Source organism: Nannocystis exedens, assembly GCF_002343915.1.
Classification (GTDB): Bacteria; Myxococcota_A; Polyangia; order Nannocystales; family Nannocystaceae; genus Nannocystis; species Nannocystis exedens.
The window spans coordinates 5325808-5350027 of sequence record NZ_NETK01000001.1 but is presented as its reverse complement, the minus strand read 5'-3'; the positions used below and the strand labels follow the sequence as shown (position 1 = coordinate 5350027).

The window sequence follows — 24220 nt, the reverse complement described above, 5'->3', positions numbered from 1 at the left end:
CTGCCGGCTATCCTCGAAGCACTCGCCATGAGCAAGTTCCACCCCGACCTCGCCCTCATCGCGCGCCTCATCCCCCGCTTCGCCTTCGGCCCGCGCCTGGTCAAGTCGATGCGCCGGCTCGCGCCGAGCGGCGGCGCCCCGCGCAGCACCCCGGGCGTGACCGCCTCGCTGCGATCGATCCCGGGGGCGGGCACCGCCCGCGTGTTCGCGCCCACCGGCGTCACCCAGCCCACCCCGGTGATGCTGTGGATCCACGGCGGCGGCTTCATCGTCGGCTCGCCGGCGCAGGACGACGCGCTGGCGAGCATGTTCGTGCGCGAGCTCGGCATCACCGTCGTCGCGCCGTCGTACCGGCTCGCGCCCGAGCACCCGTTCCCCGCGGCCATGGACGACCTGTACGCCGCGCTCGCGTGGATCCACCGCAGCGCCGACGCGCTGCGCGTGCGCGCCGATCGCATCGTCGTCGCCGGCGCCAGCGCCGGGGGCGGGCTCGCGGCCGGGCTCACGCTGCTCGCCCGCGACCGCCAGGAGGTCCCCGTCGCGTTCCAGCTGCTCGTGTATCCGATGCTCGACGATCGCACCGTCGACCGGGACATCGACGGGAAAAATCACCGGCTCTGGACCGCCACGAGCAACCGCTTCGGCTGGACCTCGTACCTCGGCCGCGAGCCCGGCGGCGCCGACGTACCGATCTACGCCGCCCCCGCGCGCGCCGAATCACTGGCCGGCCTGCCGCCGACGTGGATCGGCGTCGGCACCTTCGACCTCTTCCACGACGAAGACCTCGAGTACGCCCGCCGCCTCGTCGCCGCCGGCGTCCCCGTCGAGCTCGAGGTCGTCCCCGGCGTGTTCCACGGCTTCGACAACTTCCGCGGCAAGGACGTCTCGAAGTCCTTCTTCGCCAGCCAGGTCGCCGCCCTGCGCCGCGCCCTCGCGTGACGGCGTGCGTGCAATGATCGAACCCGGGCTCGCCGCGTCGACCGCCGACCTGTCCACGCGCGAAGCGATCACCGCGTCGCCGTGACCGGGAACATCTGATCGATGCACGGCGCCCCGAGCATCCCGTTGAAGCACGAGCACTGATCGCCGGTGAACGTCAACCTGTACGTGCCCGACCACGTGTCCTTGTCGACGAAGTCGCCCTCGAGCGCGTACGTCTCGGTGCAGCCGCCCTGGAGCGAGCCCTCGTTGGCGAAGTCGCCGTCGGGGCACATCGTCGGCTCGCCCGCCATCCCGACCGGGTTCGACGGGCTCGACACGATCGTCGCGCCGTCGCCCGAGAACGTGAACGCCGTGATGTTGACCGACACCAGCCCCTGGCAGCACGTGTAGCTGATCGGCGCTCCCTCCACCGTGTAGAGCCCGTCGGGATCGCACGCCTCCACCTGGCACTCCGCGTCGCAGCCGTCGCCCGCGTTCGTGTTGCCGTCGTCGCACCCCTCGCCCGCGTCGACCTGCCCGTCGCCGCACGCGCTGCAGCCTTGCGTATCGAACTCGCAGGAGTCGAGGCACCCGAGCTCGCCACCGTCGAAGCCCTGGGATTCACACGATTCGCCGCCGAGTTGGTCGCCGTCGCACAGCTCGCCCGGATCGAGGATTCCGTCGCCGCACGCCGTCATCGGCCGCCCCGTCGTCGTGCTCGTGCTGTCGACCCCCGTGGTCGTCGTCGTCGTCGTCGTTCCCGGCTCCCCCGTCGTCGGATGGGTCGTCGTCGTCGTCGTCCCCGGCTCCCCCGTCGTCGTCGTCGTCCCCGGCTCCCCGGTCGTCGGCGGGTCCGTCGTCTCCCCGGTGGTCGTGCTCGTGCTCGTGCTCGTCGACGTACCGCTGTCGGTCGTCGCGCCCGGGTCGTCCCCGCCGCAGCCGATCAGCACCAGCACCACCATCCACCCCATCCGACCAGGACCTCGCGCAAGCTCGTTCATCCCTCGATGAGACGCCGGAACACCGCCCCTGGCAAGCCGGTCCGGGCCGCCCCGCTCGCGTTCGCGGACGCGCGCGAGGCCGACGTCCGCGACGCGCTCGTGCTCGAGCGCCGGCCCTTCTACCTGCGCCGCCCTCGACCCGCCCGCGTCGCCTCGGACTTCGCCGCCGGCCCCGAGTAGCCGGCCACCCGCAGCCCGAGGTGCATCGCCAGCAGCACCGCCGACTCCACCGGCACGATCGCCTCGCGGGCCTCGTTCGCGGCCGGGTCGACGAACACCCCGGTCGCCGCCGAGAAGTCGGTCTTGCGCAGCTTGCAGCCGCGGAACACGCTGCCGGCCAGCGAGCTGCCGCGGAAGTTCGCCTCGCCGAGATCGACCTCGAAGAAGTTGGCCTCGGTGATCGTGCAATCGAAGAAATCCGCCCGACACAGGCTCATCCGCAGGAACGACGCGTACTGCAGCGTGCACTCGGAGAAGCCGAGGCCGACGAAGCGGCCGAGCTCCGTCCACTCGACGCCCATCAGCTTGCAGCCGCGGAACTGCAGCTTGCCGGCGACCATCCCGGCCGGTCGCGCCTGCGTCAGGTCGCAGCGCTCGAACACGCAGTCCTCGAGCCGGCACCCGCGCCAGCGGCTCTCCTGCGCCTTGCAGCCGACGAAGGTGCAGCCGGCGAACTCCTTGCCCGCGAGGTCGGCCTCCTGCAGCTCGAGCCCGGTGAACGTCCGGTCCTCGAACGACCTGCCGCGCAGCAGGCTGTCGAGGTCGGACCCGTCGTCGTCGTCCGGCGGCGCCATCTCCCGGCGAAGCTCGCACCGGAGGTCCACCCGGTCAAGCAGGGATCCTCGCCGGCTCGCGAGCGATCGCCGGCCCGGCCCTCACCCATCGCTCGCCTGTCCCCGAGGACATCCGATCCAAAGGACAGGCTCCGCGCCCGCTGTCCACCCCTCGTGACTCGCCCCTCTCCGCACTCGTCGGCGCCTGCCGCGGGCCCGCGCCGCCTCACCCCGCCCCGTTCGCCGTCTTGCGCCGAGGCTGGCTCACCTGCGCTCGCCGAGCGCCAGCAGCTCGCGCGCGCGGGGCCGCAGCGCCTGCCACACCGCCCACATCCCCGCCGGGAACAGCCTCTCCGCCCCCGCGAACGCCGCCTGCGACCACCCGACCCAGAAGTAGCAAGACTCCCCGTCCGGCAGCCGCCCCGCGCGACAGGCCCCCGCCAGCTCGGCGCAGCGGCTCGCAATGTGCCGGCAGGCCAGCTCCGCCGTGTCGTCCTCGTCCCCGAACTCACCCGGCGTCCGCGCCGCCACGGCGTCGAGCTGCGCCAGCAACACCCGACGCTCCGCCGCCGCGCTCGCGCAGTACAAGTAGAACGGCAACCAGCACGGCGTGTTCCACGGATGCTCGTCGGCGACCTCTTCGTACGTCGCGACCAGCGGCGGCCGCGGCTCCCAGAAGCGATATGCCAGCGCCCCGACGAGCAGCTCGGCGATCGGCCCGGCCACGCCCGGCAACCCCGCCGCGATCCGCCGCTGCAAGGCAGCCGGCTCGCTCGTGATCGGCTGTCCCAGGGGACATGCTCCCATGGCCATACTCCGATCGGCCAGCTCCGCCGGCAGCGGCGCCGTCGGGCGCAGCGCCGGCAGGTGCAGCCGCTCGACCAGCCCGCGCGCCCGGCTCTCGCAGATCAGCACCTCGTCCAGCACCGTCCAGCCGTCTCCGACGACCCGCAGCGCCGGCGCGCCGGCCAGCCCGAGCCTGCAGGCGATCGTGCGGTGCTTCTCCCGATAGACCATCACCACCGCGTCGTCCCACCAGCGCAGGTGGCCGATCTCGCAGCCGAAGTACGGGTTGTACGTGTCGACCACCCTCTCGCGGATTTGCGTCTCGCCGACGCGCATGCGCAGGAAGTAATCGACATCGACCCAGCCTCCGTCGTCCTTCTCGACCTTCTCGACCCACGCCACCCGCTCGCCCTCGACCGCCCCGCCGACGATCGCGTGGATGAAGTCGTCCTTCGTCAGCCATTCGCGCTCGACCCCGAGTCGCGCGCAGACCGCCGCGATCGCCGCCGGTTGCTCCTCGCTGACCTCGTCCCACTCGGGAAACAGCGCCCCCACGTCCATACCTCCGCGAGGGTACGCGAGCGACGCGCCCGGCGCGGCCTCGTGCCACCCGCGAACCGGTCCCCGCGGGTGACTCTCATGCCGTGCGTCGCGTCGACGCACCTCCGCTCCTGGGGTTTGCCGCCGACCGTGCTCCCCCGCCCCGTCGCTCCCGGGCCCCCGCAAACTTCGCTACCCTTCGGTCCATGCGCCCCGACCCCGACCTCGCGCGCCGGCTCGCGCTCGCCGAGCACATCCAGCGGCAGTGGTACCCGACGTGGACCAGCGCGTGGCTCAAGGCGGTCCCCGCGAGCGACGTGATCGAGCCGATCCACCGCGAAGCGCTGGCCGAGGCGGGCACCGATCCCGCCGCCCTCGTGACGGCCAAGCGCGCCATCGTCCAGACCTTCCTCGAGGATCACTTCAACTGCTGGACCCCCGAGGACGCCCCTTACGGCACCTTCGTCGACGGCACCTGGCGCGCGATCGACCGCGCCGAGATGCTCGCCTGCGTCGACGGCCTCCTCGCCACCGCGCGCGCCCGGATCGCCGAGGTCGAGGCCGAGGAGGCCGCCGAGCGCGCCGAGGCCGAACAGGGCGGCTGGCTCGCCTCCGTCGGCCCCTCTGCGCTCGCCGACCTGATGATCGACCTCGACGCCCTCCGTCGATGGTTCACCGCCGAGCTGTGGGCCGACGCCGAGCCGACCTGGTTCACCAACACCGGCCCCGGCATCCAGAGCGAGCCGGCCGTGGTCGGCCTCGACGACCACATCGTCACGATCCTCTGGCTGCCCTGATCCGGCGCGAATCACCCGCCGTGATTCACCCAACATGTCCGCGAGGACATCTCATCGCCGCCGCTCCCCGGCCGCCCTGTCCGCCCGGAGACTCCTCCTCGCTGGACCTACCCGCAAGGACATGTCCTCTCAGTCATTCGCTACGCTGGCGCTCCCTCGCCGCCCTCGTCGCCCTCCGCCGGCCGCCACCCGGCGAGCGCCCGCTCGGCCTCCTCGATCGCCTCGAGCCGCTCCGCCTCGTCGCGCCACGGCAAGTCGGCGGCGGGCCGCTCGTACAGATGCCGCCGCACCTGCGCGACGGTGCTCTGCCCTCGCGGCGCCGCCAGCAGCCGCCGCAGCAGCAGCCGCCGCGTCGACACCCGGCCTTCCTCCGGGTCTCGCACCGCCCGCGCCGCCTCCGGGTCGTCACGCCAGCGCAGCGGAAACCGCTTCAGCGGCCCGTGCATCCTCGCCCGCGGGATCCACGGCGGCTCGTTGCGAACTTTGATCGAAAAGGGCCGCTCCTCGCCCTCGAGCTCCGGCAGCGCACGCACGAACCGCGGCGACACCTCCGCCTCGATCTGCGTGCGCCCATGTTCGACCGCCACCACCACCATGTCGATCCACAGCGGCACCAGCCCGTCGCGCCACAGCAGCGCGATCACCTCTTCCGCCGGGCCGGAGCGCCGCTCGCGAAACCTCTCCGCGTCCTCCGCGAACACCACCTCACCCGGCCCGAGCGGCACGTGCGCGACCCACGGCTGCATCGCCGGCGAGTACCGCACCGCCGCGGGCAGCGCGTCGATCACGTACGTCCGCGTCAGCGCCAGCAGTCGACGCGTCGCATCCGCCAGACGTCGCGCGAACTCGTCCCGCTCCATCGCCCTCACGTCGCCGGCAGCGGCCCCACGTACGCGACCACGTCGGCGCGCCCGCGATCTTCCGCCCGCAGCGCCGCTGCGACCTCCGCCACCACCGACAGGCGCCACACCTTCGCCGAAGGGTTGCTCGCGCGGACGCGCTGATACAGCCCGCCGGCCCCGTCCACGTGAAAGCCGCCGACCACCTGCACCACCGGCCGCGAGCCTGCCGCCAGCGCGCGGCCGATCGACCCGGCCATCGTCGCGTCCCACACGTTCTGCGCCCGGTAGAAGCCCTCGAGCGTCGCCGCGTCGACCCCGGCGTGCTGGCCCATCAGCGCCACGAACTGCTCTCGGTATGTCCCTTCGGTCAGCTCCTCGGGGACCTCGATCAGCGCCTTCTCCTCCGGCCCCAGCGCCCGCAGCGGCTCCAGCCCCTCGAGCCGCGCCCGCTTGACCAGCGCCCGCGCCGCGTTGGCCGCGATCACCGGCCGGCCCTTCGCCTGCGCCGCCAGCACCATGCGGCGGTGCCCCGCGGGGAACTTGCGCTCGCCCTCGAGGTCGGCCGCCTTGCGGAACGCCGCCTCGTCGAGCTCCGAGCGCAGGAACGCGTCGAGCTCCGCCTGGTGATCGCGCCCCACGCTCTCGAGGGCCAGCGCCGCATTCGCGCCGGTGGCCAGCAGCTTTTCAAAGAGCTCCGCCGCCAACGCGAGCCCGAGCGGGTGCCCGTGCTGCTCGCCGATCAGCACCACGTCGCTCGCCGCCATCGCCGCGACCACCTGCGCCTCGGAGATCGGCGCCCCATCCTCGCCGGAGAACAGCCGCGCCTCCGTCACCGCCGGCGCGCGCGTCGCCTGCCCGCGGCACGCGGGCAGGCTCATCGCGCCGCCTACGAGCTGCATCCACCGGCGCCGCGACTGCCCTCGCACACCGCGAGGCTCGCACAGCCCCGGCGCCGCCACAAGTCGGTGGCTCCGCCCGGCCAAACCCCGAGCTTGCAGCGCACCCACGCGGCGAATGGCGGCGCCACGAGTCAGTGGTTCGCCCGCGCCACGAGCCCGTGGATCCGCCCAACCGAGCACCGAGCTTGCAGCGCACCCACGCAGCAAATGACGGCACCACGGATTCGTGGATCCGCCCGGTCGAGCTGTCGGTACAAGCCGACAGCTGCCGCGCCCGAGTCGAGCCCGGCGGCCGGCGAATCATTCAGCCCGTCATTGCGCCGCGATCAATGAATTCGCCCCGCCGAGCCGAGCTTCCAGCGCACCCGCGCCAGCGTCAGCGGCACGATCGCCGCCTTCAACTTCGCGTCCTTTCGCAGCACCCGCGCCGCCTCCTTGAGCGTCGCGCCCGAGCCGACGAAGTCGTCGAGCAGCAGCACCTCGCCGCGCACGCTGCCGCTGCCGAGCTTCATCGTGTTCTCGACGTTCTCGCGCCGCTGGTCGTTGTTGCGCAGCTCGCCCTGCCTGGCCCGCGGCTCCTCGCGCCACACCAGCAGCTCGGGCAGGGCCGGCACCCCGAGCGTGTCGGCGGCGATCTGCAGCGCCTCCTCGCGCTGGCGCCAGTCGCGGCTCGGCACCGCCGCCACCGCCGCGAACGCGAACTGCTCGCCGAGCGCGCGCACGTGCGTCCGCAGCAGCTCGACCAGCGCGGGCGGCAGCGAATCCGCCGACTCGCGCCCCTGGAAGAACCCGCGGAACAGCGGCCCGGCGATCTCCCCGTCGAGCAGCGCCAGCCCCTCCGCCACCTCCGGCCGCGCGCTGGCGGCGATCGGCGACGGCCGCGACTCGAGCCAGCGCTGCGCCTCCGCGGCCGCCGACGCGACGTCCACGCTCGACTGCTGCCCGCGGCACAGCGAGCAGCGCCCGCACGCGGCCGCCTCGCGATCGCCGAGCGCCCGCCGCAGCGTCGCCATCAGGCAGTCGGCCTCGCCGCGCCCGTAGGCCAGCATGGCCGCCAGCTCGCGCGTGCGCACCGCCTGCTGCGTGCGGTAGCGTTCGAGGTCCGGCTTACCTGTCTTTTGGGTCAGCCCATAGACCTGCTTGCCGCCGGCGCTCTGCTTGCGGACAAAGCCCTGCTCGACCAGCTCGGCGACCACCACCGTCACGCGCGTCGGGTGCAGCCCCGTGCGGACCTTGATCGCCGTCAGCCCGAGTGGTTCGTGCTCGATGGCCTCGACGATCGCCGCGAAGTCCTCCGGCTGCGGCTGCGCCGAGTCGATGAAGTGCTCCTGGATCCGCCTGTCCTCCGGGTCATACAGCAAGATCCCGCGGGCCGGCCGGCCGTCGCGCCCGGCCCGGCCGACCTCCTGATAATAGGCCGTCACCGAGCCCGGCACGTCGACGTGGATCACGTAGCGCAGGTCCGACTTGTCGATGCCCATCCCCAGCGCGTTGGTCGCCGCGATCACCGGGCAGTCGCCGTGCAGGAACTCCGCCTGCAGCTCGCGCTTGCGCTCCGGCTCGAGCCCCGCGTGGTACGCCGCCGCCTCCAGCCCGCGCGACTGCAGGTACCCCGCGACCAGCTCGGTGCGCTCGCGCGTCGCGCAGTACACGATCCCCGGCGCCGGCAGCCGCGGCACGATCTGCGCCAGGTAGGCCAGCTTCTCCGCCATCCCCGTCAGCCCGACCGCCGCCAGCGACAGGTTGGGCCGGTCCATGCTGCTGCGATGCACCACCAGCGGCGCGCCGCCGGGCCGCTGCAGCTGCGCGCGAATGTCCTCCTCCACGCGCTCGTCCGCGGTCGCCGTCAGCCCCAGCACGCGCAGCGACGGGTGACGCGCCTGCAGGGCGCGCAGCAGGTGGACGATCTGCCGGTACGCCGGGCGGAAGTCGTGGCCCCACGTCGAGATGCAGTGCGCCTCGTCGACCACGAGCAGGCGGATCGGCAGCGCCGCCAGGGCCTCGAAGCGGTCGACGTGGTCGAGGTGCTCGGGCGACACGAACAGCAGCCGCACGCGCCCCTGGGCCGCCGCCGCCTTCGCCGCGTCGTTCTCCTCCTCGCTCTGGTCGGAGTTGATGCTGGCCGCCGGCAGCCCGAAGCGGTCGTTGAGGTGCTGCAGCTGGTCGCGCATCAGCGCCAGCAGCGGCGACACCACCAGCGTGATCCCGTCGAGCAGCGCCGCCGGCAATTGATACAAGAGGCTCTTGCCGTACCCCGTCGGCTGGATGCAGAGGAGCGCCCCGCTGCCGAGCAGCAATTCCTCGACGCTGCGCCGCTGCCCGGGACGGAACTCCGAAAAACCGAACCGCTCGGCGAGGACGCGGTCGAGATCGGCCTGTTCGATCATCGCGCCTGTCTAGCACCAAATTCGGGCGGCGGCCGCAGCCACGTGCAATTTCGCACCAGGGCCTCGTACAGGCCCGGAAAACGGCCCGCGCCCGGCTCGTCGGTCACGTGCTCGCCGAACGACCCGAGGTCACCCGCCAGCGGCGCCTCGCACCATCGTCGTGCTGGAGCGATCGAGCGGGTCGTGCTCCGCGGCTGTCCGAAGGAGCACGTCCCTCTGCCGCCATCGCGGGACATGCTCCTTCGGACATGCGCGAGAGAGCATGATTCCCCGCCGCGCTCGCCACCCGGCGCTGCCCGGGGAACATGTCTGTTCGAACATGTTCTCTGGGGTGACCCCACGCCCCTCACCCCGCGCGCGCCGCCAGCTCGCGCTGGCCGATCGCGTTGATGTCCCTCGTCTCGAGGATGTACTTCGCCGTCCCGTCACGGGCCACCGCGATCATCGCCCGGGCGAGCTGCTCGGTGTTCGTCACCAGCCCCGGGAACAGCACCTTCCACAGCGGGTACAGGGGAGCCAGCACCGCGTAGAGCGCGTTGTACAGCCGCGTGCGCGAGCGGATGCCGTGCATCGGCTGGATGAAGCCCGGGCGGACCACGTAGCTCGCGCGGAACGGCAGCTCGCGCAGCGCGTTCTCGGTCTTGCCCTTCACGCGGGCCCACATCACGCGCCCGCGCTCGCTGCTGTCGGCGCCGCCGCCCGACACGTACACGAACGTCATGTCCGGGCACAGCGCGGCCAGCCGGCGCGCCACCGTCAGCGTGAGGTCGTACGTCACCCGCGTGTAGTCGGCCTCGGACATCCTGGCCGACGACACCCCGAGGCAGAAGAAGCACGCGTCGTGCCCGGCGAGCTGCGCCGCGATCGGGGACAGATCGCCCAGGTCCGCGTGGACGAGCTCGCGCAGCTTCGGGTGGCGCTGGCCGGTCGGGTTGCGGCCGACCACCGTCACCAGATCGATCTGCGGGTCGAGCAGCGACTCGCGCAGCACCCCCTGCCCGATCATCCCGGTCGCCCCGAAGATCAGCGCCTTCATCGCCGCGCTCCTTCTGCCTGTCTCCTAGGACAGGTCGAACCGCACCCCGGTCAGCTCCTCGGAGCGCTGCCACAGCCGCGCCGCCGTCTGCTCGTCGCGGGCCTGCGGGGGGATCCACGCGTGGATCGGGGCCCCGCGCATGAGCATCAGCCACGGCCCGTAGTACTCGCCGCCTTGCACGTCCGGGGCCGTCGCCGCGCGCAGCGACGGCAGCGCCCCGGCCTGCGCCGGCTGCCCGAACAGCTTGATGCTGCGGGCGAAAGCGTGCTTCTGCAGCCCCGTCGTCGCCCCGCCGGGGTGGGCCGCCACGCTGCGCAGGCCCGTCCCCCCGGCGCGGCGGTGCAGCTCGAGCATGAACAGCAGGTTGGCCAGCTTCGACCGCCCGTAGGTGCCCATCGGCGTGTAGCGCCGCTCGCTCTGCAGGTCGTCGACGTCGAGCCGCGCGCCCCAGGCCACCGCGCTGCTGACCGTCACCACCCGCGGCGCCGCGCTGGCCCGCAGCGCCGGCAGGAGCAGCCCCGTCAGCGCGAAGTGCCCGAGGTGGTTGGTGCCGAACTGCTTCTCGAACCCGTCGACCGTGGTCTCGCGGCGCGGCAGCGCCATGATCCCCGCGTTGTTGACCAGCACGTCGAGGCTCGGCAGCCGCCGCCGCACCTCGTCCGCGAACGACCGCACCGACGCCAGCGACGACAGGTCGAGCGGCACCAGCTCGACCTTGCCCCCCGACTGCTGCCGCAGACCCTTGAGCGCCTCCTCGCCGCGGCCCGCGTCGCGGCAGCCGATCACCACCTGCGCCCCCGCGCGCGCCAGCTCCAGCGCCGTGTAATAACCGATCCCGCTGTTCGCGCCCGTGACCACCGCGGTCTTGCCGTCCAGTCGTGGGATGTCCTTCGTGCCCCAGCCGCTCATTGCGTACGTCTCCTCGGTTTCGGTAAACGATCGTTTACTTGCGGGCAAGCTTGGACCGCCCGTGGTAGAAGTCAACAGCCGTTGACAAAAAACCGATGGCCCAGCGCAAGAGCCCGACCCGCCCCCGAAGTGCCGCCCCGCCGCGCCCCCGCGACGCCGAGCAGACCCGGTCGGAGATCCTCCACGCCGCGCGCGTGCTGTTCGCCACCCGCGGCTACGCCAACGCGGGCATGCGAGAGATCGCCGCCGCGGCCGGCATCACCCCCGCGCTGGTGGTCCGCTACTTCGGCTCGAAGCGCGACCTCTTCATCGCCGCCATCGAGTCCGACATCGGCCTCGGCCCGTTCCTCGGCCCCGACCGCGCCACCGTCGGCCGGCACATCGCCCGCTACTTCTTCAGCAAGCCGGTGCGCGAGGCCGACACCCTGTCGATCCTCCTCCACGCCGCCGGCGAGCCCGAGGTGTGCGACCTCGCCACCGAGCTGCTGGCCGCGCGGGTGATCCAGCCGCTCGCGCGCTGGCTCGGCCCCCCGCGCGCCGAGGCCCGCGCGGCCCTGCTCCTGGCGATCATCTCGGGCACCTGGCTGTTCCGCCAGGCGCTGCCGATGCGCGCGTTCGCGGGCGGGCCCGACACCGCGCTGGCGTCGTGCATGGCCGCGCAGCTCCAGCACGTCGTCGACGGCTCGCCGGAGGCTTGATCGCGGGTCCGTGGTCGTGTCCACCATGCAGGCATGCCCGACTCGTCCGTCCTCGTGTTCACCGACGCCGACTTCCAAGCCGAGGTGCTCGGCGCTCCGCTGCCGGTCTACGTCGAGTTCTGGGCCACGTGGAGCCCAGCCTCGCGGGCCGTCGCCGCGAGCACACAGAAGCTCGCGGTCACCTACGCCGGCAAGCTCAAGGTCGGCCGCCTCAACGTCGACGAGAATCAAGACACCCCGCAGACCTACGGGATCCGATCGATCCCCACCGTGCTCGTGTTCAAGGGCGGCAAGGTCGTCGCTCAGGTCGTCGGCGCCAACTCGTACTCCGCCTATCAAGCCGCGATCGCCAAGCTCGTGTAGTCCCGCGCGATCACGCCGCGGCCGGCAAGAACACGCGGAAGCACGAGCCGCGCCCGGACTCGCTCTCGACCGTGATCTCGCCGCCGAGCAGCTGGCACAGCCGGCGCGTGAGCGCGAGCCCGAGCCCGGTGCCGCCGTGACGGCGGGCCAGCACCTCGTCGACCTGCACGTAGGGCGTGAAGAGCCGCCCCAGTTGTTCCGGCGTCATCCCGGCGCCGGTGTCCTCGACCTCGAACACCACGCCGCGGCGGCCGGCGCGGAGCGCCGGGCGGGCGCAGACCGTCACCGTGCCCTCGCGGGTGAACTTCGCCGCGTTGCTGAGCAGGTTGTAGAGCACCTGGCGCAGCCGCAGCTCGTCGGTCCGCAGCCGCCGCGCCGCCGGCTCGACCGTCACGCGCAGCGCGTTGGCGCCGTCCTGCAGCTTGGCCCCCAGCGCGTCGGTGACCTCGGCGACCACGCTCTCCACGTCGACGTCGGAGAACGTCAGCACCAGCTTGCCCGCCTCGACCTTCTGCAGGTCGAGCAGGTCGTTGACCAGCGCGTGCAGGTGGCGGGCCGCCTGCACGATCTTCTCGGCCTCGCTCACCAGCTCGCCGCCGGTGTCGAGCTCCGTCAGCTCCTCGGCGAGCAGCTCCCCGTAGCCGATGATCGCGTTGAGCGGCGTGCGCAGCTCGTGGCTGACCGCGCCGACGAACAGCGACTTGGCCTCGCTGGCGGCCACCGCCTCCTCCGCGATCCGGCGCAGCTCCGCGGTGCGCTCGTCGACCTGCTCCTGCAGCGTCGCCGCCAGCCGCTGCAGCGCTTGATTGGTCTCGTACAGCTCGCGCGTCTTCGTCTCGGCGAAGACCTCGGCCTCCTTGCGGGCGCGGCGCTCCCGGTCGTAGCGGCGGCGGAAGATCTCGAGCTCGTCCACGGCCCTCTCGCTCACTCCGCTGGTTGTAGCTTGCGCAGCCGGAAACGCACGTGCGTCCGCGCGCCGCCCGACAGATCCTCGACCTCGACCGCGATCGCCTCGCCGTAGTGCTCCGCCGTCGCCTCCATGAGCCCGTGCGCCAGGTCGGCGAACCCCCGAGATGACCGATAGACCATGTCCATTCGGCCATCTACCACCGGCGAGCACACGAACGTCGGCAGCTCGGCGTCCTCGTACAGCTTGCGCACCTCGGTGTGGACGTAGCCCTCGACCCGATTCAGGAACCCGAACGTGTCGCGCGCCGCCGTGAAGAAGTCCGGGAAGCCGACGGCGAAGCGGCGCAGCAGGTGGCGCCCGAACTCGTGGACCAGCGCGCCCGCCGGAGCACCTGTCCTTTCGGACAGCGCGCCGACGAGCGCCACCAGCTCGCGGTGGTCATAGGTGCCGATCGACGTGTAGGCCCCGCCGGACGCCAGGTCGCAGCTGCCGAGCAGCTCTTCGACCATCTCGCCCGAGAACCGGGACTCGACCATCTCGAGGAACTCGGTGAACACGACGCCCTTCATCGGCGACCACGCTATCGCACCGCCCCGCGGCGTGTCATCCGGCGTCCTATGCGCTCGGGCATTTTCGGACACGTGTCCAAATTCTGGCCACGGCTTCACCCTTTGATTACTCTCTCCGCGCCGGATCTGCCGTGAACTTGCCTCGCCTCTCGTGGAGCGTGCTCGCGGCCGTCCTGGTGCCAGCGGGCTGCTTCACGCCCGTTCCCTGCGAAGATCCCGGGTCGCTCTGCCTCTCGATCGCCGACGTCTCGCGCGTGCGGGTCGGCGTCGCCCCCGACGCGCTCACGATCGCCGACGTCGACGGCGACGGCGCGCGCGACCTCGTCGGCGCCAGCGGCCCCGCCGGCACGATCACCGTCCTGTGGGGCGGCGACGATCTGTTCGCTGGCGGTGCAACGACCTGGTCGATCGACCAGGAGGTCGCCGGCATCGTCGTCGCCGACCTCGACGACGACGGCGACCTCGACCTCGCCACCGCCGTCCCGCGCGCCGACGCCGTCGCGGTCGTGCGCGGCCGCGGCGGCCGCTCGTTCGCCGATCCGGAGCGCTTCCCCGCCGGCGCGGTCCCGCGCGCCCTGATCGCCGCCGACCTCGACGGCGAAGGCCCGCCCGAGCTCGTCACCGCCGACCTCGCCGCCGGCACGGTCACCGTGCTGCACCAGTTCGTCGCCGCGCCGCCGCTGGTGGTGGGCCCCGGCCCGCGCGCCCTCGCGGCCGGAGATCTCGACGGCGACGCTCAGCTCGACGTCGCGGTCGCCCTGGCCGACGCCGACGCCGTGCAGGTGCTCCGCGGCGACGGTCACGGCTCGCTGCAGCCCGCCGCGCTGCTCCCCGTCGGCGCCGCCCCCTACGGCCTCGTCGCCGCCGACTTCGACGGCGACGCCCGCCTCGACCTCGCCACCGCCGACAGCCTCGACGACACCGTCAGCGTCCTGCTCTCCGCCGGCGGCGGCGAATTCAACAATCGCAAGGCCTGGCCCACCGTCCCGCTCCCGAGCGGCCTCGTGGTCGCCCGGCCGCCCGACTCGCCACCTGTCCTCGGGGTCCTGTCCGAAACGACAGATCGTGTCGAGCGCCTCGACCCGCGCACCGGCGAGTCGTTCGTCGGCATCCTGGCGACCGACCCCTCCGCCCTCGTCGCCGACGGCGGCGCCCTCGTCAGCGCCGGCGCGGCCGTCTCCAGCCTGTCTCCGGGGACAGGCATCATCATGACCCCGATGCTCGAGGTCCAGTCCGCCCTACCCGACGCCTGGCCGGTCGACATCGACGGCGACGGCCGCGACGAGCTGCTGCTGGCCAACGGCTTCAGCGGCGGCTTGACCCTGCACCGCGACGATGACTCGCTCGACATCGACCTCGGGGAGGGTCGTCCGGACGCCGTCCTCGCCGCCGACCTCACCGGCGACGGACGGCCCGATCTGGCGGTGGGCAGGAGCACCGAGCTCTCGATCGCCGTGCAGCAGCCGGACGGCGCGTGGCAGCTCGGCCCGGCCTTGCCGCTCGCGTCATCCGATGACCTCGCCGTCGCCGACATCGACGGCGACGCCGTGGCCGAGCTGCTGATCCTGAGGCCCGACACCGCCGAGAGCCGGCTCGGCGTCTACCGCAGCGACGAGACCGGCCGCGCGACCCTCGCCGAGACCATCACGGTCAGCGCCGAATACCCGCCCGAGCAGCTGCGCGTGCTCGACGGTGACGGTGACGACCGGCCCGACCTGCTGCTGTGGAACTACAGCGGGCACTATTTCCACCTCGAGGACGCCGTCGCCGCGGCCGATCATCTCGGGTGGTTTAGCGGGTTCGGCGTCCCCGACATCGTCCCCGCCGATCTCGACGGCGACGACCGGCTCGACGCGGTCTGGTGCACGAACGGCCACGTCTTCGCCTACTCCGACTTCCTCGGTCAGATCACGGACGCCGAGCAGCTGTTCGCCGCGCCCTGCGACTCCCTCGACGTCCTCGACCTCGACCGCGACGGTGACCTCGACATCCTCGTCCACGAGGTCTTCTTCGATCCGGAGGCCGCGACCCGGTTCACCCCGTGGCTCCGCGACGGCGACGCGTGGAGACCCGGCGGCTCGCGGACGTTCCCGCAGTCGCTCAGGAACACCCGGCTCGCCGAGCTCGACGGCGACGGCACGCCCGAGCTCCTGCTCCCGTCGAGCGTCGACGTCAAAGCCTTGCACCTCGGCATCGGACCGTCGCTGGTCGAGGCCGAACAGCGGCGGCTCTCCGCGGCGCCGCGGCTGCGCTTCGGCGACCTCGACGGCGACGGCGCCGCCGATCTGCTCGCCTTCGGCGAGACGCTGGCGGTCGCGCCGGCCGACGGGCGCGGCGGTTTCGGGCCGCTGACGCAGCTGTGGGCCGCGCCGCCGGACAACCGCTCGTACGTCATCGACGGCCTGCTCCTCGCCGGCGACGACGGCGCGCGCTTCGTCTGGACCTCGGGCAGGGACGGCCTGCCCACCGACTACGTCCAGGTCGCCGACCTCTCGCTCGCCGGGCTCGCGCAGACGTCCAATTTGAACGGCTTCCTCGGCAGATCCTTCTTCAACTTCGCCGTCGACCTCGACGGCGACGGAAACCGCGACATCGTCGTTTTCGACGTCACTTATCGACCGCAGGGTTTTTGGTCGCGCGGCCGCGTCGACGGCGGCTTCGAGGACTTCGTCCCGCTCGGGTTCGACGAAAAAAGTTCTGTCGACCGGATCGGCTTCCACGACATCGACCGCGACGGCCACCTCGACATCGCGGTCGCCTACAACGATTATCCCGTCAGCACCGGCGTGCGCGTGTTCCCCGGCGTCGGCGACGGGACCTTCGGGCCCGCGTTCGACTGGAACGGCGTGCGGCCGGCCCTCTGGCACCACGCGCCGCTCGTCTTCGGCGACTTCGACCGCGACGGGCGCGTCGAGCTCGTCATGCACGATGGGGTCGGCACCCTGACGTGGGCCCGAGGCGGTGAATTCCGCGGCGTCCGCGAGCTGCTGACAGGCGTCGTCGCCTACACCGCCGCCGACCTCGACCGCGACGGCTATCCCGAGCTGCTCGCCGCCGGCTCCGCGGTCGGCGGCGTCACCCTGCGACTCGGTCGCAGCCGCAGCGACGGCAGCTTCGGCTTCACCGAGCATTTCATCGCCGACGTCGGCGTGCGCGAGCTCGCCGTCGCCGATGTCGACGGCGACGGCGAGCTCGACGTCGTCCTCGTCGACGAATTCGGCGCGGCGATCGTGAGGCGGGCGCCATGAGGCTCGTCGCGCCCGTCCTGGCCGCGACGCTGGCTGCCTGCGGCGACCTGCCGGAGCCGCAGATGTTCGGAGCGCACGTCGTGATCGCCGCCGATCCGGGGCTCGAGCCGTGCGGCGGCACCCTCGTCCACCTCGACGAGTTCGTGGCTCGCCTCGCCGACGTGCTAAGCGTCGATCCTCCGACCGGCGACGACCGCTTCCTCGTCTACTGGCTCGCGCGCGAGGACTTCCATGCCCGCTCCGGCTGTCCCGAGGGCGCTCTGGCGTGCGCCAGCGGCGACCGCACCAGCACCCCCGTCCTCCCGCTCAACCACGAGCTCGTCCACAACCTCGCCGCGACGATGGGGCCCACCCTGCCGCTGTTCGCCGAGGGCCTCGCCACCGCCTTCGAGGGCCTCGGTGACGAGGTGGACCACGACATGTGGCCACACGGAGCCGTCCACGACGTGCTCGGCCTCCTCACTGGCACCCAGCTGGGCCAGGCGAACGGCTACTCGCTCGCCGGCGCGTTCACGACCTTCCTCATCGAGCGCCATGGCATCGACGCTTACTTGCGCATGTACGAGGCCGTGGGCCCCCTCGAGACCGCGCGCGGGGTCGACAGGATCTTCCGCGAGGAGTTCGGCGTGTCCTTCGACGACAGCGTCGCTGAATTCGCCGCGCTCGACGCTCCCGACTGCGGGAAACTCGAGCGCGACGCCAAGGTCCTCGAGTGCGCCGCGCCCGAGCTCGAGTGGAGCGTCGGTCGCTTCGTCCATCACCGCTCGATGGCCTGTGAACAGGACGACGTCGTCGGCCCCTACGCGGGCGACGACGCCCTCGTCTTCCACACCATCACGGTCCCCGCCGACGGCGACTACCTCGTCACCGTCCTCGGCGACGATCCGAACAACCGCATCAGCCTGCAGCCGTGCACGCTCTGCGGCAGCCAGGGAGTCACCATCCCCGCGGGTCAGCCGCCGTTCACCGTCGCGCTCGCGGCCGGGCGTTACTCGTTGCGTCTACACGGCCCGGCGCGCGCGCGCACCAGCCTCGGCGTCCGCATCGAGCCCGCGGACGCGAGCGCTCCGTGATCGCGGGCGCTGACGGCCGCATCGAGCCTCGCGGACGTGTCGCCCGCGATCCGGGAGCGCGCAGCCGTGCCGGCGCTCGCAACAGCCTCGACGCCCCCATCGAGCCCGCGGACGCTTGCCTACGCTCCGTGCTCGCGCAGCCGTGCCGGCATTCGTAACCCTTCGCCGCCCCCATCGAGCCCGAGCTGCGAGCGTTCCGCAGCGAGCCCGCGGACGCGCCCCGTGCTCGCGCGGCCGCGCGCCTGTGCGGCCAGCTTTACCCCTCGCAGCGATTGCGGTACCCACGGTTCGTGCCGATCGCCTTCTCGCGCTCGCTGCGGGCTCTGGCGGCCGAGAGCGCGCGAGGCACCGTCCTCGGCGTCGCCCTCGCGGTCGGCTTCCTCGCCGCCTGGGCCGCGTGGCTCGTGTTGGCGAGGGTCAGCCTGATCGCCACCAGCGAGGAGGCGCGCCTCGAGGTCGCGCGGGCCGCCGTGCCGCTCGCGCCGGTCGTCGACGGACGTGTCCTTTCGGTCAGCCTCGCCCTCGGTCGGCGCGTCGACGCCGGCGAGCTGCTGCTCGAGCTCGACAGCCGCGGCCTGCAGCTCGCGCGGGCCGAGGTCGACGCCGAGCGCCAGGGCCTGCTCACCGAGCTCGGCGCCCTCGCCGGCGAGCACGCCGCGCTCGCGGCCGCGATCGAGGCCTTCGAGGCGGGCGGGCGCACGCGCCAGAGCGAGGCCAGCGCCAGCGCCCAGGAGGCCCGGGTCGCCGCCGCCTTCGCGCGCACCATGGCCGAGCGCAGCGAGAGCCTGCGCGGCCTCGGCGTCGAGTCGAGCGAGGCCGCCGAGCTGCTGCAGGCGCGCGAGCGGGGCAGCGCCGCGGTGGCGACGATCCGCCGCCTGCAGGTCGCGCGCACGCGGGCCGAGCTCGGCGAGCGGCTGGCGACCATGCGCATCGACCTCGCCCGCACCAGCCGCGCGGAGGCCGAGCTGCAGCGCGAGCTGGCGGCGAAGATCGCGGCGATCGCGACGCTCGACCACCAGATCGATCAACACTCGCTGCGCGCGCCGATCGCCGGGCGGCTCGGCGGCGTGGTCCCGCTGCAGCCCGGGGCCGTGCTCGCGCGCGGGGCCGTGGTCGCGGTCGTGATCCCCGACGACCCGCTGCGGATCGTCGGCCGCTTCACCCCCGCCGGCGTCGGCCGGATCCGGCCCGGCCAGCCCGCGCGCATGCGCCTCGACGGCTTCCCGTGGGCCGAGTTCGGCAGCCTCCACGGCCGCGTCGCCGCCGTCGCCAGCGAGGCCGAGGACGGCCTCGTCCGCGTCGAGTGCGACATGTCCGAACAGGCAGATCAAATGTCCCCCGGGACAGGCAGCAAGATCCCCGTCGAGCACGGCCTCACCGGCGTGCTCGAGATCGAGGTCGAGGCCGTCTCGCCCGCCGCCCTGCTGCTGCGCACGATCGGCCAGGCGCTCGCCCCATGACCGCCTCGCCGCCGCGCCGCCGCCGTCTGGTCGCCGAGGTCATCCAGAGCTCGGCGATGGACTGCGGCCCGGCCACGCTCAAGTGCTTGCTCGAGAGCCATGGCCTTTCGGTCAGCTACGGCCGCCTGCGCGAGGCCTGCCAGACCGACGTCGACGGCACCTCGATCGACACCATGGAGGACGTCGCGGTCCAGCTCGGCCTCGAGGCCGAGCAGATCATGTGCCCGCCGGACCACGTCTTCACCGCCGAGGCCGCGGCCCTGCCGGCGATCGCGGTCGTGCTCTCGCCCGGCGGCCTGACCCACTTCGTCGTCGTGTGGTCGTGCGTCGCCGGCCTGGTCCAGCTCATGGACCCCGCCGTCGGCCGCCGCTTCGTATCGCGCGAAGCGCTGCAACGCGAGCTGTTCGTCCACCGCATGCCGGTCCCGCGCGAGGACCTGCGCGAGTGGCTCGGCGGCGACGAGTTCACCGGCCCGCTGCGCCGCCGCGCCCGCGCGCTGAAGCTCGCCCGCGCCCGCGTCGACGCCTGGCTCGCCGCCGGGGCCGCCGACCCCGGCATCCTCGGGCTCGCCCGCCTCGACGCCGCCGTCCGCCTGGCCGAGTCGCTCGCCCGCGCCCGCGCCCTCGCGCGCGGCGGCGAGGCCGAGCGCTTCGTCGCCGGCCTGCTCGCGGCCAGCGAGGGCCTCACCGGCGACGCGCTGCACGCCGTCCTGCCCGAGCAGTTCTTCACCGCCGCGCCGGGCCCGGACGACGACACCGCCCTGCTGCGCGGCGCGGTGCTGGTGCGGGTCCGCGGCGTGCGGGCCGACGCGCCGGCCTTGCACCGCGCCGACCTGTCCCAAAGTACACTCTCACCCGATCTCGTCGCAGCCCTGACGGAGCCGCAGATCTCGCCGCTGCGTCAGCTGTTCGCGCTGGTCCGCGCCGACGGCCTCGCGCTCCCGGCCGTCCTCGCCGTCGGCCTCGTCACCGCCGCCGCCGTGGTCGTCGCCGAGGCCCTGGTGCTGCGCGCGCTGCTCGACGTCGGCGAGCGGATCGGCGTCGGCGAGCAGCGGCTCGGCGCGGCCGCGGCGATCCTCGCCTTCTTCGTCGCCGTCCTCGCGCTCGAGCTCCCGCTGGCCGCCGGCGTGCGCCGGGTCGGCCGCCGCCTCGGCGCCCGCCTGCGCGTCGCCTTCCTGACCCAGATCCCGCGCCTCGGCGACCGCTACCTCGCCAGCCGGCCGATCTCCGACATGGCCGAGAGGTGTCACCGAGGACATGTGCTTCGGCACCTGCCCGATGTCGCAGCCCGTCTGGTGCGCGGCGGCTTCGAGCTGGTGTTCACCGCGCTCGCGCTGATCTGGCTCGACCCGGGCGGCGCGCCGTGGATCGTCCTGACCGCCGTCGTCGTGCTGGCGCTGCCGCTGGCGCTGCAGCCGGTGATGACCGAGCGCGACCTCAAGGTGCGCAGCCACGGCGGCGCGCTCGGCCGCTTCTACCTCGACGCCCTGCTCGGCCTCACCGCGATCCGCACCCACGCCGCCGAGCGCTCGCTGCTGCGCGAGCACGAGGCCCTGCTGGTCGAGTGGTCCCGCGCCCAGCGGTCGCTGTTCCGCGTGCAGGTGGTCGCCGTCGGCCTCAGCGCCGCGCTGGGGATGCTCCTCGCGGCTGTCCTCTGGGACACCTACGTCACCCGCCACCCCGAGCCGGCCGGCGCGCTGCTGCTGCTCTACTGGGCGCTGTCGCTGCCGGCGATAGGGGACCACGTGGCCGCCGCGGCGTTCGAGATCCCGGCCCTGCGGGCCGCCGCGCTGCGCCTGCTCGAGCCGCTGCACACGGCGCCCGACGGCCCCGAGCCGGTCATGCGCGCCGAGCCGTGGTCCGGCAGCGGCGGCGTCGCGCTCTCGTTCGAGCAGGTCAGCGCGGTCGCCGGCGGCCACCCGATCTTGCAGGAGCTGGACCTGCAGATCGGCCCCGGCGAGCACGTCGCGGTGGTCGGCGCCTCGGGGGCCGGCAAGTCGAGCCTGCTCGGCCTCCTGCTCGGCTGGCACCGCCCCGCGAGCGGCCACCTCGCGGTCGACGGCCGGAGCCTCGACGAGCCCGCCCTGGCCGCGCTGCGCCGCGTCACCGCGTGGGTCGACCCGGCCGTGCAGCTGTGGAACCAGTCCCTCCTGCACAACCTGCACTACGGCAGCGAGGCCCAGCACCACCGCCTGCCGCAGGCGCTCGAGCTCGCCGACCTCGGCCCCGTGCTCGAGCGCCTGCCCGACGGCCTGCAGTCGATCCTCGGCGAGGGCGGCGGCCTCGTGTCCGGCGGCGAGGGCCAGCGCGTCCGCCTCGGCCGCGCCCTCCTGCGCGACGATCCGCGCCTCGTCCTCCTCGACGAGCCGTTCCGCGGCCTCGACCGCCACGCCCGCGCGGCCCTGCTGGCCCGCGCCCGCGAGCGCTGGCGCGGCAGCACATTGCTGTGCGTCACCCACGACATCGCGGCCGCCCTCGGCTTCGACCGCGTGCTGGTGATCGACGGCGGCCGCCTGGTCGAGGAGGGTGTTCCAAAGGACCTGGTCGATCGGCCAGACTCGCGCTTCGCCGCCCTGCTGCGCGCCGAGACCGAGCTGCGCGCCGACGGCTGGAGCGACCCGCGCTGGCGCAAGCTCCGCGTGGACGGCGGCCGGCTCGGGACATCGCCTCACCCGGAGGCTTCGTGCTAGACCTGCTCGCGCTCGGCTGGCCGCTGGAGCGCGCGGGCGAGGCCCTCACCGCGCTCGCGGTGCAGGCCGGCCTGCAGCCGAGTTTGCGCGAGCTCGGCGCCCCGGGGCCGGCCGCGCTCGCCGACCCGGACGACGCCGCGATCGAGCGCTGGCTTGCGGGCGCGGCCGCGGGGCTGGGGCTCGAGGCCGAGGCCGTCGACACCGACATCGCCGGCATCGACGACCTGCTGCGAGCGGCCGCGCCGGCGGTGCTGCGCGTGGGCCCCGGCGGGCGCAGCCTGCTGCTCCTGCTGCGCGGCGGTCGGCGCGACCTCGTCGTCGTCGCCCCCGACCTCCGCCCGCGCCGCGTCGCCGCCGCGGACGTGCGCCGACTCGTCTGCGAGCCCGTCCTCGCGCCCCTGCGCGGCCGCGCCGAAGCCCTGGTCGATCGGACAGGTTTGAAGAACGGGGGAGCCCGGCGCGAGCGCGCCGTCGAGCTGCTGCTGCGCGAGCGGCTCGGCGTCCTGCGGGTCGGTCGGGCCTTCGTGCTGCGGCCCTCGCCGGCGGCCCCGCTGCTCCGCCTCCTGCGCGCCGAGGGCCTCGTCCGCCGCACCGCCGCGCTCGCCGGCCTGCACGCCGCCGAACTCGCGCTGACGATCGCCGCCTGGGCGCTGATCGGCGACCTCGTGTTCGCCGGCCGCACCGACGCCGGCTGGTCGCAGGCGTGGCTGCTCCTGCTCCTGACCGTCGTGCCATGTCGTATGGGCCAGGCGGCGGTCGCCGGCGACATCCTCCAGCGGGCCGGCGCGCTGCTCAAGCGGCGGCTGCTCGTCGGCGCGCTGGCGCTGCCCGGCGACCTGACGCGGCGCGAGGGCGCGGGCCTGCTGCTCGGGCGCGTGCTCGAGACCGCCGCCGTCGAGTCGCTCGGCCTGCGCGGCGGCCTGGTCTCGCTGGTCGCCGCGCTCGAGTTCGCCGCGGCCGTGCCGATCCTCGCGCTCGGCCCCGCGCCCGGGCTGCACCTCGCGCTGCTGGCCGGCTGGGCCGCGCTCGGCGTCGTCCTCGTGCGCCGCACCGGCCGCCACCTCGCGGCCTGGACCGACACGCGCGCCGAGCTGACCCACCACCTCGTCGAGGCCATGGTCGGCCACCGCACCCGCCTCGCCCAGGAGCCGCCCGAGCGCTGGCACGACGACGACGACGCCCGCCTGGTCCGCGTGCTCGCCGACGAGGCCCGGCTCAATCGCAGCGAGTCGCTGCTGGTCGCCCTGCTGCCGCGGGGCTGGCTGGTGCTCGGCCTCGCCGCCCTGCTGCCCGCGTTCGTCGGCAGCACGGCCCCGGCGGCGACCGTCGCCGCCGCCATCGGCGGGGTCCTGCTGGCCCAGCGGGGCCTCTCGACCTTCGTCGTCGGCGCCACCGCGCTGCTCGGCTGCGGCGTCGCGGTGCGCCAGGCGCTGCCGATGCTGCGCGCCGCCGAGTCGGCCGACGCCGGCGCCCACGGCCTCATGCTGGCCTTTCCGCCAGTACCCGAAGGACAGCCGATCGTCGTGGCCCGCGGCCTCGGCTTCCGCTACCCCGGGCGCGAGCGGCCGGTGCTGCGCGACGTCGACCTGGCGATCGCCGCCGGCGACCGCCTCCTGCTCGAGGGCGGCTCCGGCGGCGGCAAGTCGACCCTGGGCGCGCTGGTGGCCGGCCTGCGCGAGCCCACGAGCGGCCTGGTCCTGCTCGCCGGCCTCGACCGCCCCACCCTCGGCCTGGTCGGCTGGCGCCGCCGCGTCGCCGCCGCCCCGCAGTTCCACGAGAACCACGTCGTCACCGCGCCGCTGGCCTTCAACCTGCTGATGGGCCGCGGCTGGCCGCCGACCCGGGCCCAGCTCGCCGAGGCCGAAGCGGTCTGCCGCGAGCTCGGCCTCGGCGACCTGCTGGAGCGCATGCCCAGCGGCCTGCAGCAGATGGTCGGAGAGACCGGCTGGCAGCTGTCGCACGGCGAGCGCAGCCGGCTGTTCATCGCCCGCGCCCTGCTGCAGGGCGTCGACCTGGTGGTCCTCGACGAGAGCTTCGCCGCGCTCGACCCGGCGACGCTGCAGCAGGCGCTGCGCTGCGTGCTGAACCGCGCGCGGGCGGTCCTCGTGATCGCGCACCCGTGAGAGTGACGTGTCCGATGGGACATGTCCCTGTCGTCTCGGTCCGCGCGGGCCCGGAGTGACGTGTCCGATGGGACATGTCCTGCTTGCGTCATGGTCGGCGTGACCTGCTCGATGGGTCACGTCTTCGAATTCTCGGCCCCGTATGAAGTCAGCGACGAGCGCCTCGCGCGGAGCCGAGCGCGGCGCTTCGTGGGG

General features: G+C 73.6%; 19 protein-coding genes. 9 read left to right on the top strand and 10 right to left on the bottom strand.

The genetic code is table 11. From position 1 onward, the window contains the following. Positions 1-27 precede the first annotated feature (27 nt). Positions 28-939 carry an alpha/beta hydrolase gene (locus tag NAEX_RS21105; protein ID WP_096329282.1) on the top strand — a complete coding sequence of 304 codons (912 nt, stop codon included), beginning with the start codon at positions 28-30 and terminating at the stop codon, positions 937-939. A 68-nt stretch (positions 940-1007) separates the two neighbouring features. On the opposite strand, the gene NAEX_RS21100 is transcribed toward NAEX_RS21105, so the two are convergent. The 3 genes from NAEX_RS21100 to NAEX_RS21085 form a co-directional block, all read right to left on the bottom strand. Then, positions 1008-1922 (bottom strand): hypothetical protein, encoded by a 915-nt coding sequence (locus NAEX_RS21100; protein ID WP_143140805.1) that lies wholly within the window; start codon positions 1920-1922, stop codon positions 1008-1010. 119 nt (positions 1923-2041) lie between these two features. Beyond that, a complete protein-coding gene (locus tag NAEX_RS21090) occupies positions 2042-2716 on the bottom strand; it encodes a pentapeptide repeat-containing protein (RefSeq protein WP_096329279.1) in 675 nt (224 codons plus the stop codon). 243 nt (positions 2717-2959) lie between these two features. Then, positions 2960-4042: a hypothetical protein gene (locus tag NAEX_RS21085; protein WP_096329278.1), complete on the bottom strand. Its 1083-nt coding sequence runs from the start codon at positions 4040-4042 to the stop codon at positions 2960-2962. Between the two features lie 185 nt (positions 4043-4227). On the opposite strand from NAEX_RS21085, the gene NAEX_RS21080 reads away from it, so the two are divergent. Then, positions 4228-4818 (top strand): hypothetical protein, encoded by a 591-nt coding sequence (locus NAEX_RS21080; RefSeq protein WP_096329277.1) that lies wholly within the window; start codon positions 4228-4230, stop codon positions 4816-4818. A gap of 140 nt (positions 4819-4958) precedes the next feature. Here the strand turns inward: NAEX_RS21080 and NAEX_RS21075 are convergent, their stop codons facing one another. From NAEX_RS21075 to NAEX_RS21055, 5 genes are all read right to left on the bottom strand, one after another. Further along, positions 4959-5678, bottom strand: a complete 720-nt coding sequence (locus NAEX_RS21075) for a hypothetical protein (RefSeq protein WP_096329276.1) — start codon at positions 5676-5678, stop codon at positions 4959-4961. 5 nt (positions 5679-5683) lie between these two features. Then, on the bottom strand, positions 5684-6538 hold the full coding sequence (locus NAEX_RS21070) for a ChaN family lipoprotein (RefSeq protein ID WP_170135881.1): 855 nt from the start codon (positions 6536-6538) through the stop codon (positions 5684-5686). A 347-nt stretch (positions 6539-6885) separates the two neighbouring features. Beyond that, entirely contained in the window at positions 6886-8946 is a 2061-nt protein-coding gene (locus NAEX_RS21065) for a RecQ family ATP-dependent DNA helicase (protein WP_096329274.1), read from the bottom strand. A gap of 346 nt (positions 8947-9292) precedes the next feature. Beyond that, positions 9293-9982, bottom strand: coding sequence for an NAD(P)H-binding protein (locus NAEX_RS21060; protein WP_096329273.1), 690 nt, complete (start codon positions 9980-9982; stop codon positions 9293-9295). A 24-nt stretch (positions 9983-10006) separates the two neighbouring features. After that, positions 10007-10891 carry an oxidoreductase gene (locus tag NAEX_RS21055; protein ID WP_096329272.1) on the bottom strand — a complete coding sequence of 295 codons (885 nt, stop codon included), beginning with the start codon at positions 10889-10891 and terminating at the stop codon, positions 10007-10009. Between the two features lie 95 nt (positions 10892-10986). Here NAEX_RS21055 and NAEX_RS21050 point away from each other — a divergent pair, with 95 nt between their 5' ends. After that, entirely contained in the window at positions 10987-11589 is a 603-nt protein-coding gene (locus NAEX_RS21050; RefSeq protein ID WP_096329271.1) for a TetR/AcrR family transcriptional regulator, read from the top strand. Positions 11590-11622: 33 nt separating this feature from the next. Next, complete coding sequence (locus tag NAEX_RS21045) at positions 11623-11952, top strand: thioredoxin family protein (RefSeq protein ID WP_096329270.1); 330 nt, start codon at positions 11623-11625, stop codon at positions 11950-11952. A 10-nt stretch (positions 11953-11962) separates the two neighbouring features. Here the strand turns inward: NAEX_RS21045 and NAEX_RS21040 are convergent, their stop codons facing one another. Further along, entirely contained in the window at positions 11963-12880 is a 918-nt protein-coding gene (locus NAEX_RS21040; RefSeq protein ID WP_096329269.1) for a sensor histidine kinase, read from the bottom strand. Then, positions 12877-13431 (bottom strand): heme NO-binding domain-containing protein, encoded by a 555-nt coding sequence (locus tag NAEX_RS21035; RefSeq protein WP_096329268.1) that lies wholly within the window; start codon positions 13429-13431, stop codon positions 12877-12879. The genes NAEX_RS21040 and NAEX_RS21035 overlap by 4 nt, the downstream gene beginning before the upstream one ends. Positions 13432-13562: 131 nt before the next feature. Between NAEX_RS21035 and NAEX_RS21030 the strand changes: the two genes are divergently transcribed. The 5 genes from NAEX_RS21030 (at position 13563) to NAEX_RS21010 (ending at position 24025) form a co-directional block, all read left to right on the top strand. After that, positions 13563-16679 carry an FG-GAP repeat domain-containing protein gene (locus NAEX_RS21030; protein ID WP_096329267.1) on the top strand — a complete coding sequence of 1039 codons (3117 nt, stop codon included), beginning with the start codon at positions 13563-13565 and terminating at the stop codon, positions 16677-16679. Continuing rightward, positions 16676-17752, top strand: coding sequence for a hypothetical protein (locus tag NAEX_RS21025; protein WP_096329266.1), 1077 nt, complete (start codon positions 16676-16678; stop codon positions 17750-17752). The genes NAEX_RS21030 and NAEX_RS21025 overlap by 4 nt, the downstream gene beginning before the upstream one ends. Before the next feature lie 290 nt (positions 17753-18042). Beyond that, on the top strand, positions 18043-19212 hold the full coding sequence (locus tag NAEX_RS21020; protein WP_143140807.1) for an HlyD family secretion protein: 1170 nt from the start codon (positions 18043-18045) through the stop codon (positions 19210-19212). Further along, the gene (locus tag NAEX_RS21015; RefSeq protein ID WP_096329264.1) at positions 19209-21902 is read left to right on the top strand and encodes an ATP-binding cassette domain-containing protein; all 2694 of its coding nucleotides are present in this window, start codon (positions 19209-19211) and stop codon (positions 21900-21902) included. The genes NAEX_RS21020 and NAEX_RS21015 overlap by 4 nt, the downstream gene beginning before the upstream one ends. Then, positions 21896-24025: an ATP-binding cassette domain-containing protein gene (locus NAEX_RS21010; RefSeq protein WP_096329263.1), complete on the top strand. Its 2130-nt coding sequence runs from the start codon at positions 21896-21898 to the stop codon at positions 24023-24025. Before NAEX_RS21015 ends, NAEX_RS21010 begins: the two co-directional genes overlap by 7 nt. The last annotated feature ends 195 nt before the right edge of the window (positions 24026-24220 follow it).

Bases quoted from the DNA above. Each gene is read 5' to 3' on its own strand.
- NAEX_RS21015 (WP_096329264.1), top strand. From the start codon at position 19,209: ATGACCGCCTCGCCGCCGCGCCGCCGCCGTCTGGTCGCCGAGGTCATC.
- NAEX_RS21070 (WP_170135881.1), bottom strand. From the start codon at position 6,538: ATGAGCCTGCCCGCGTGCCGCGGGCAGGCGACGCGCGCGCCGGCGGTG.
- NAEX_RS21050 (WP_096329271.1), top strand. From the start codon at position 10,987: ATGGCCCAGCGCAAGAGCCCGACCCGCCCCCGAAGTGCCGCCCCGCCG.
- NAEX_RS21080 (WP_096329277.1), top strand. From the start codon at position 4,228: ATGCGCCCCGACCCCGACCTCGCGCGCCGGCTCGCGCTCGCCGAGCAC.
- NAEX_RS21075 (WP_096329276.1), bottom strand. From the start codon at position 5,678: ATGGAGCGGGACGAGTTCGCGCGACGTCTGGCGGATGCGACGCGTCGA.
- NAEX_RS21090 (WP_096329279.1), bottom strand. From the start codon at position 2,716: ATGGCGCCGCCGGACGACGACGACGGGTCCGACCTCGACAGCCTGCTG.
- NAEX_RS21100 (WP_143140805.1), bottom strand. From the start codon at position 1,922: ATGAACGAGCTTGCGCGAGGTCCTGGTCGGATGGGGTGGATGGTGGTG.
- NAEX_RS21045 (WP_096329270.1), top strand. From the start codon at position 11,623: ATGCCCGACTCGTCCGTCCTCGTGTTCACCGACGCCGACTTCCAAGCC.
- NAEX_RS21035 (WP_096329268.1), bottom strand. From the start codon at position 13,431: ATGAAGGGCGTCGTGTTCACCGAGTTCCTCGAGATGGTCGAGTCCCGG.
- NAEX_RS21055 (WP_096329272.1), bottom strand. From the start codon at position 10,891: ATGAGCGGCTGGGGCACGAAGGACATCCCACGACTGGACGGCAAGACC.
- NAEX_RS21060 (WP_096329273.1), bottom strand. From the start codon at position 9,982: ATGAAGGCGCTGATCTTCGGGGCGACCGGGATGATCGGGCAGGGGGTG.
- NAEX_RS21025 (WP_096329266.1), top strand. From the start codon at position 16,676: ATGAGGCTCGTCGCGCCCGTCCTGGCCGCGACGCTGGCTGCCTGCGGC.
- NAEX_RS21085 (WP_096329278.1), bottom strand. From the start codon at position 4,042: ATGGACGTGGGGGCGCTGTTTCCCGAGTGGGACGAGGTCAGCGAGGAG.
- NAEX_RS21105 (WP_096329282.1), top strand. From the start codon at position 28: ATGAGCAAGTTCCACCCCGACCTCGCCCTCATCGCGCGCCTCATCCCC.
- NAEX_RS21065 (WP_096329274.1), bottom strand. From the start codon at position 8,946: ATGATCGAACAGGCCGATCTCGACCGCGTCCTCGCCGAGCGGTTCGGT.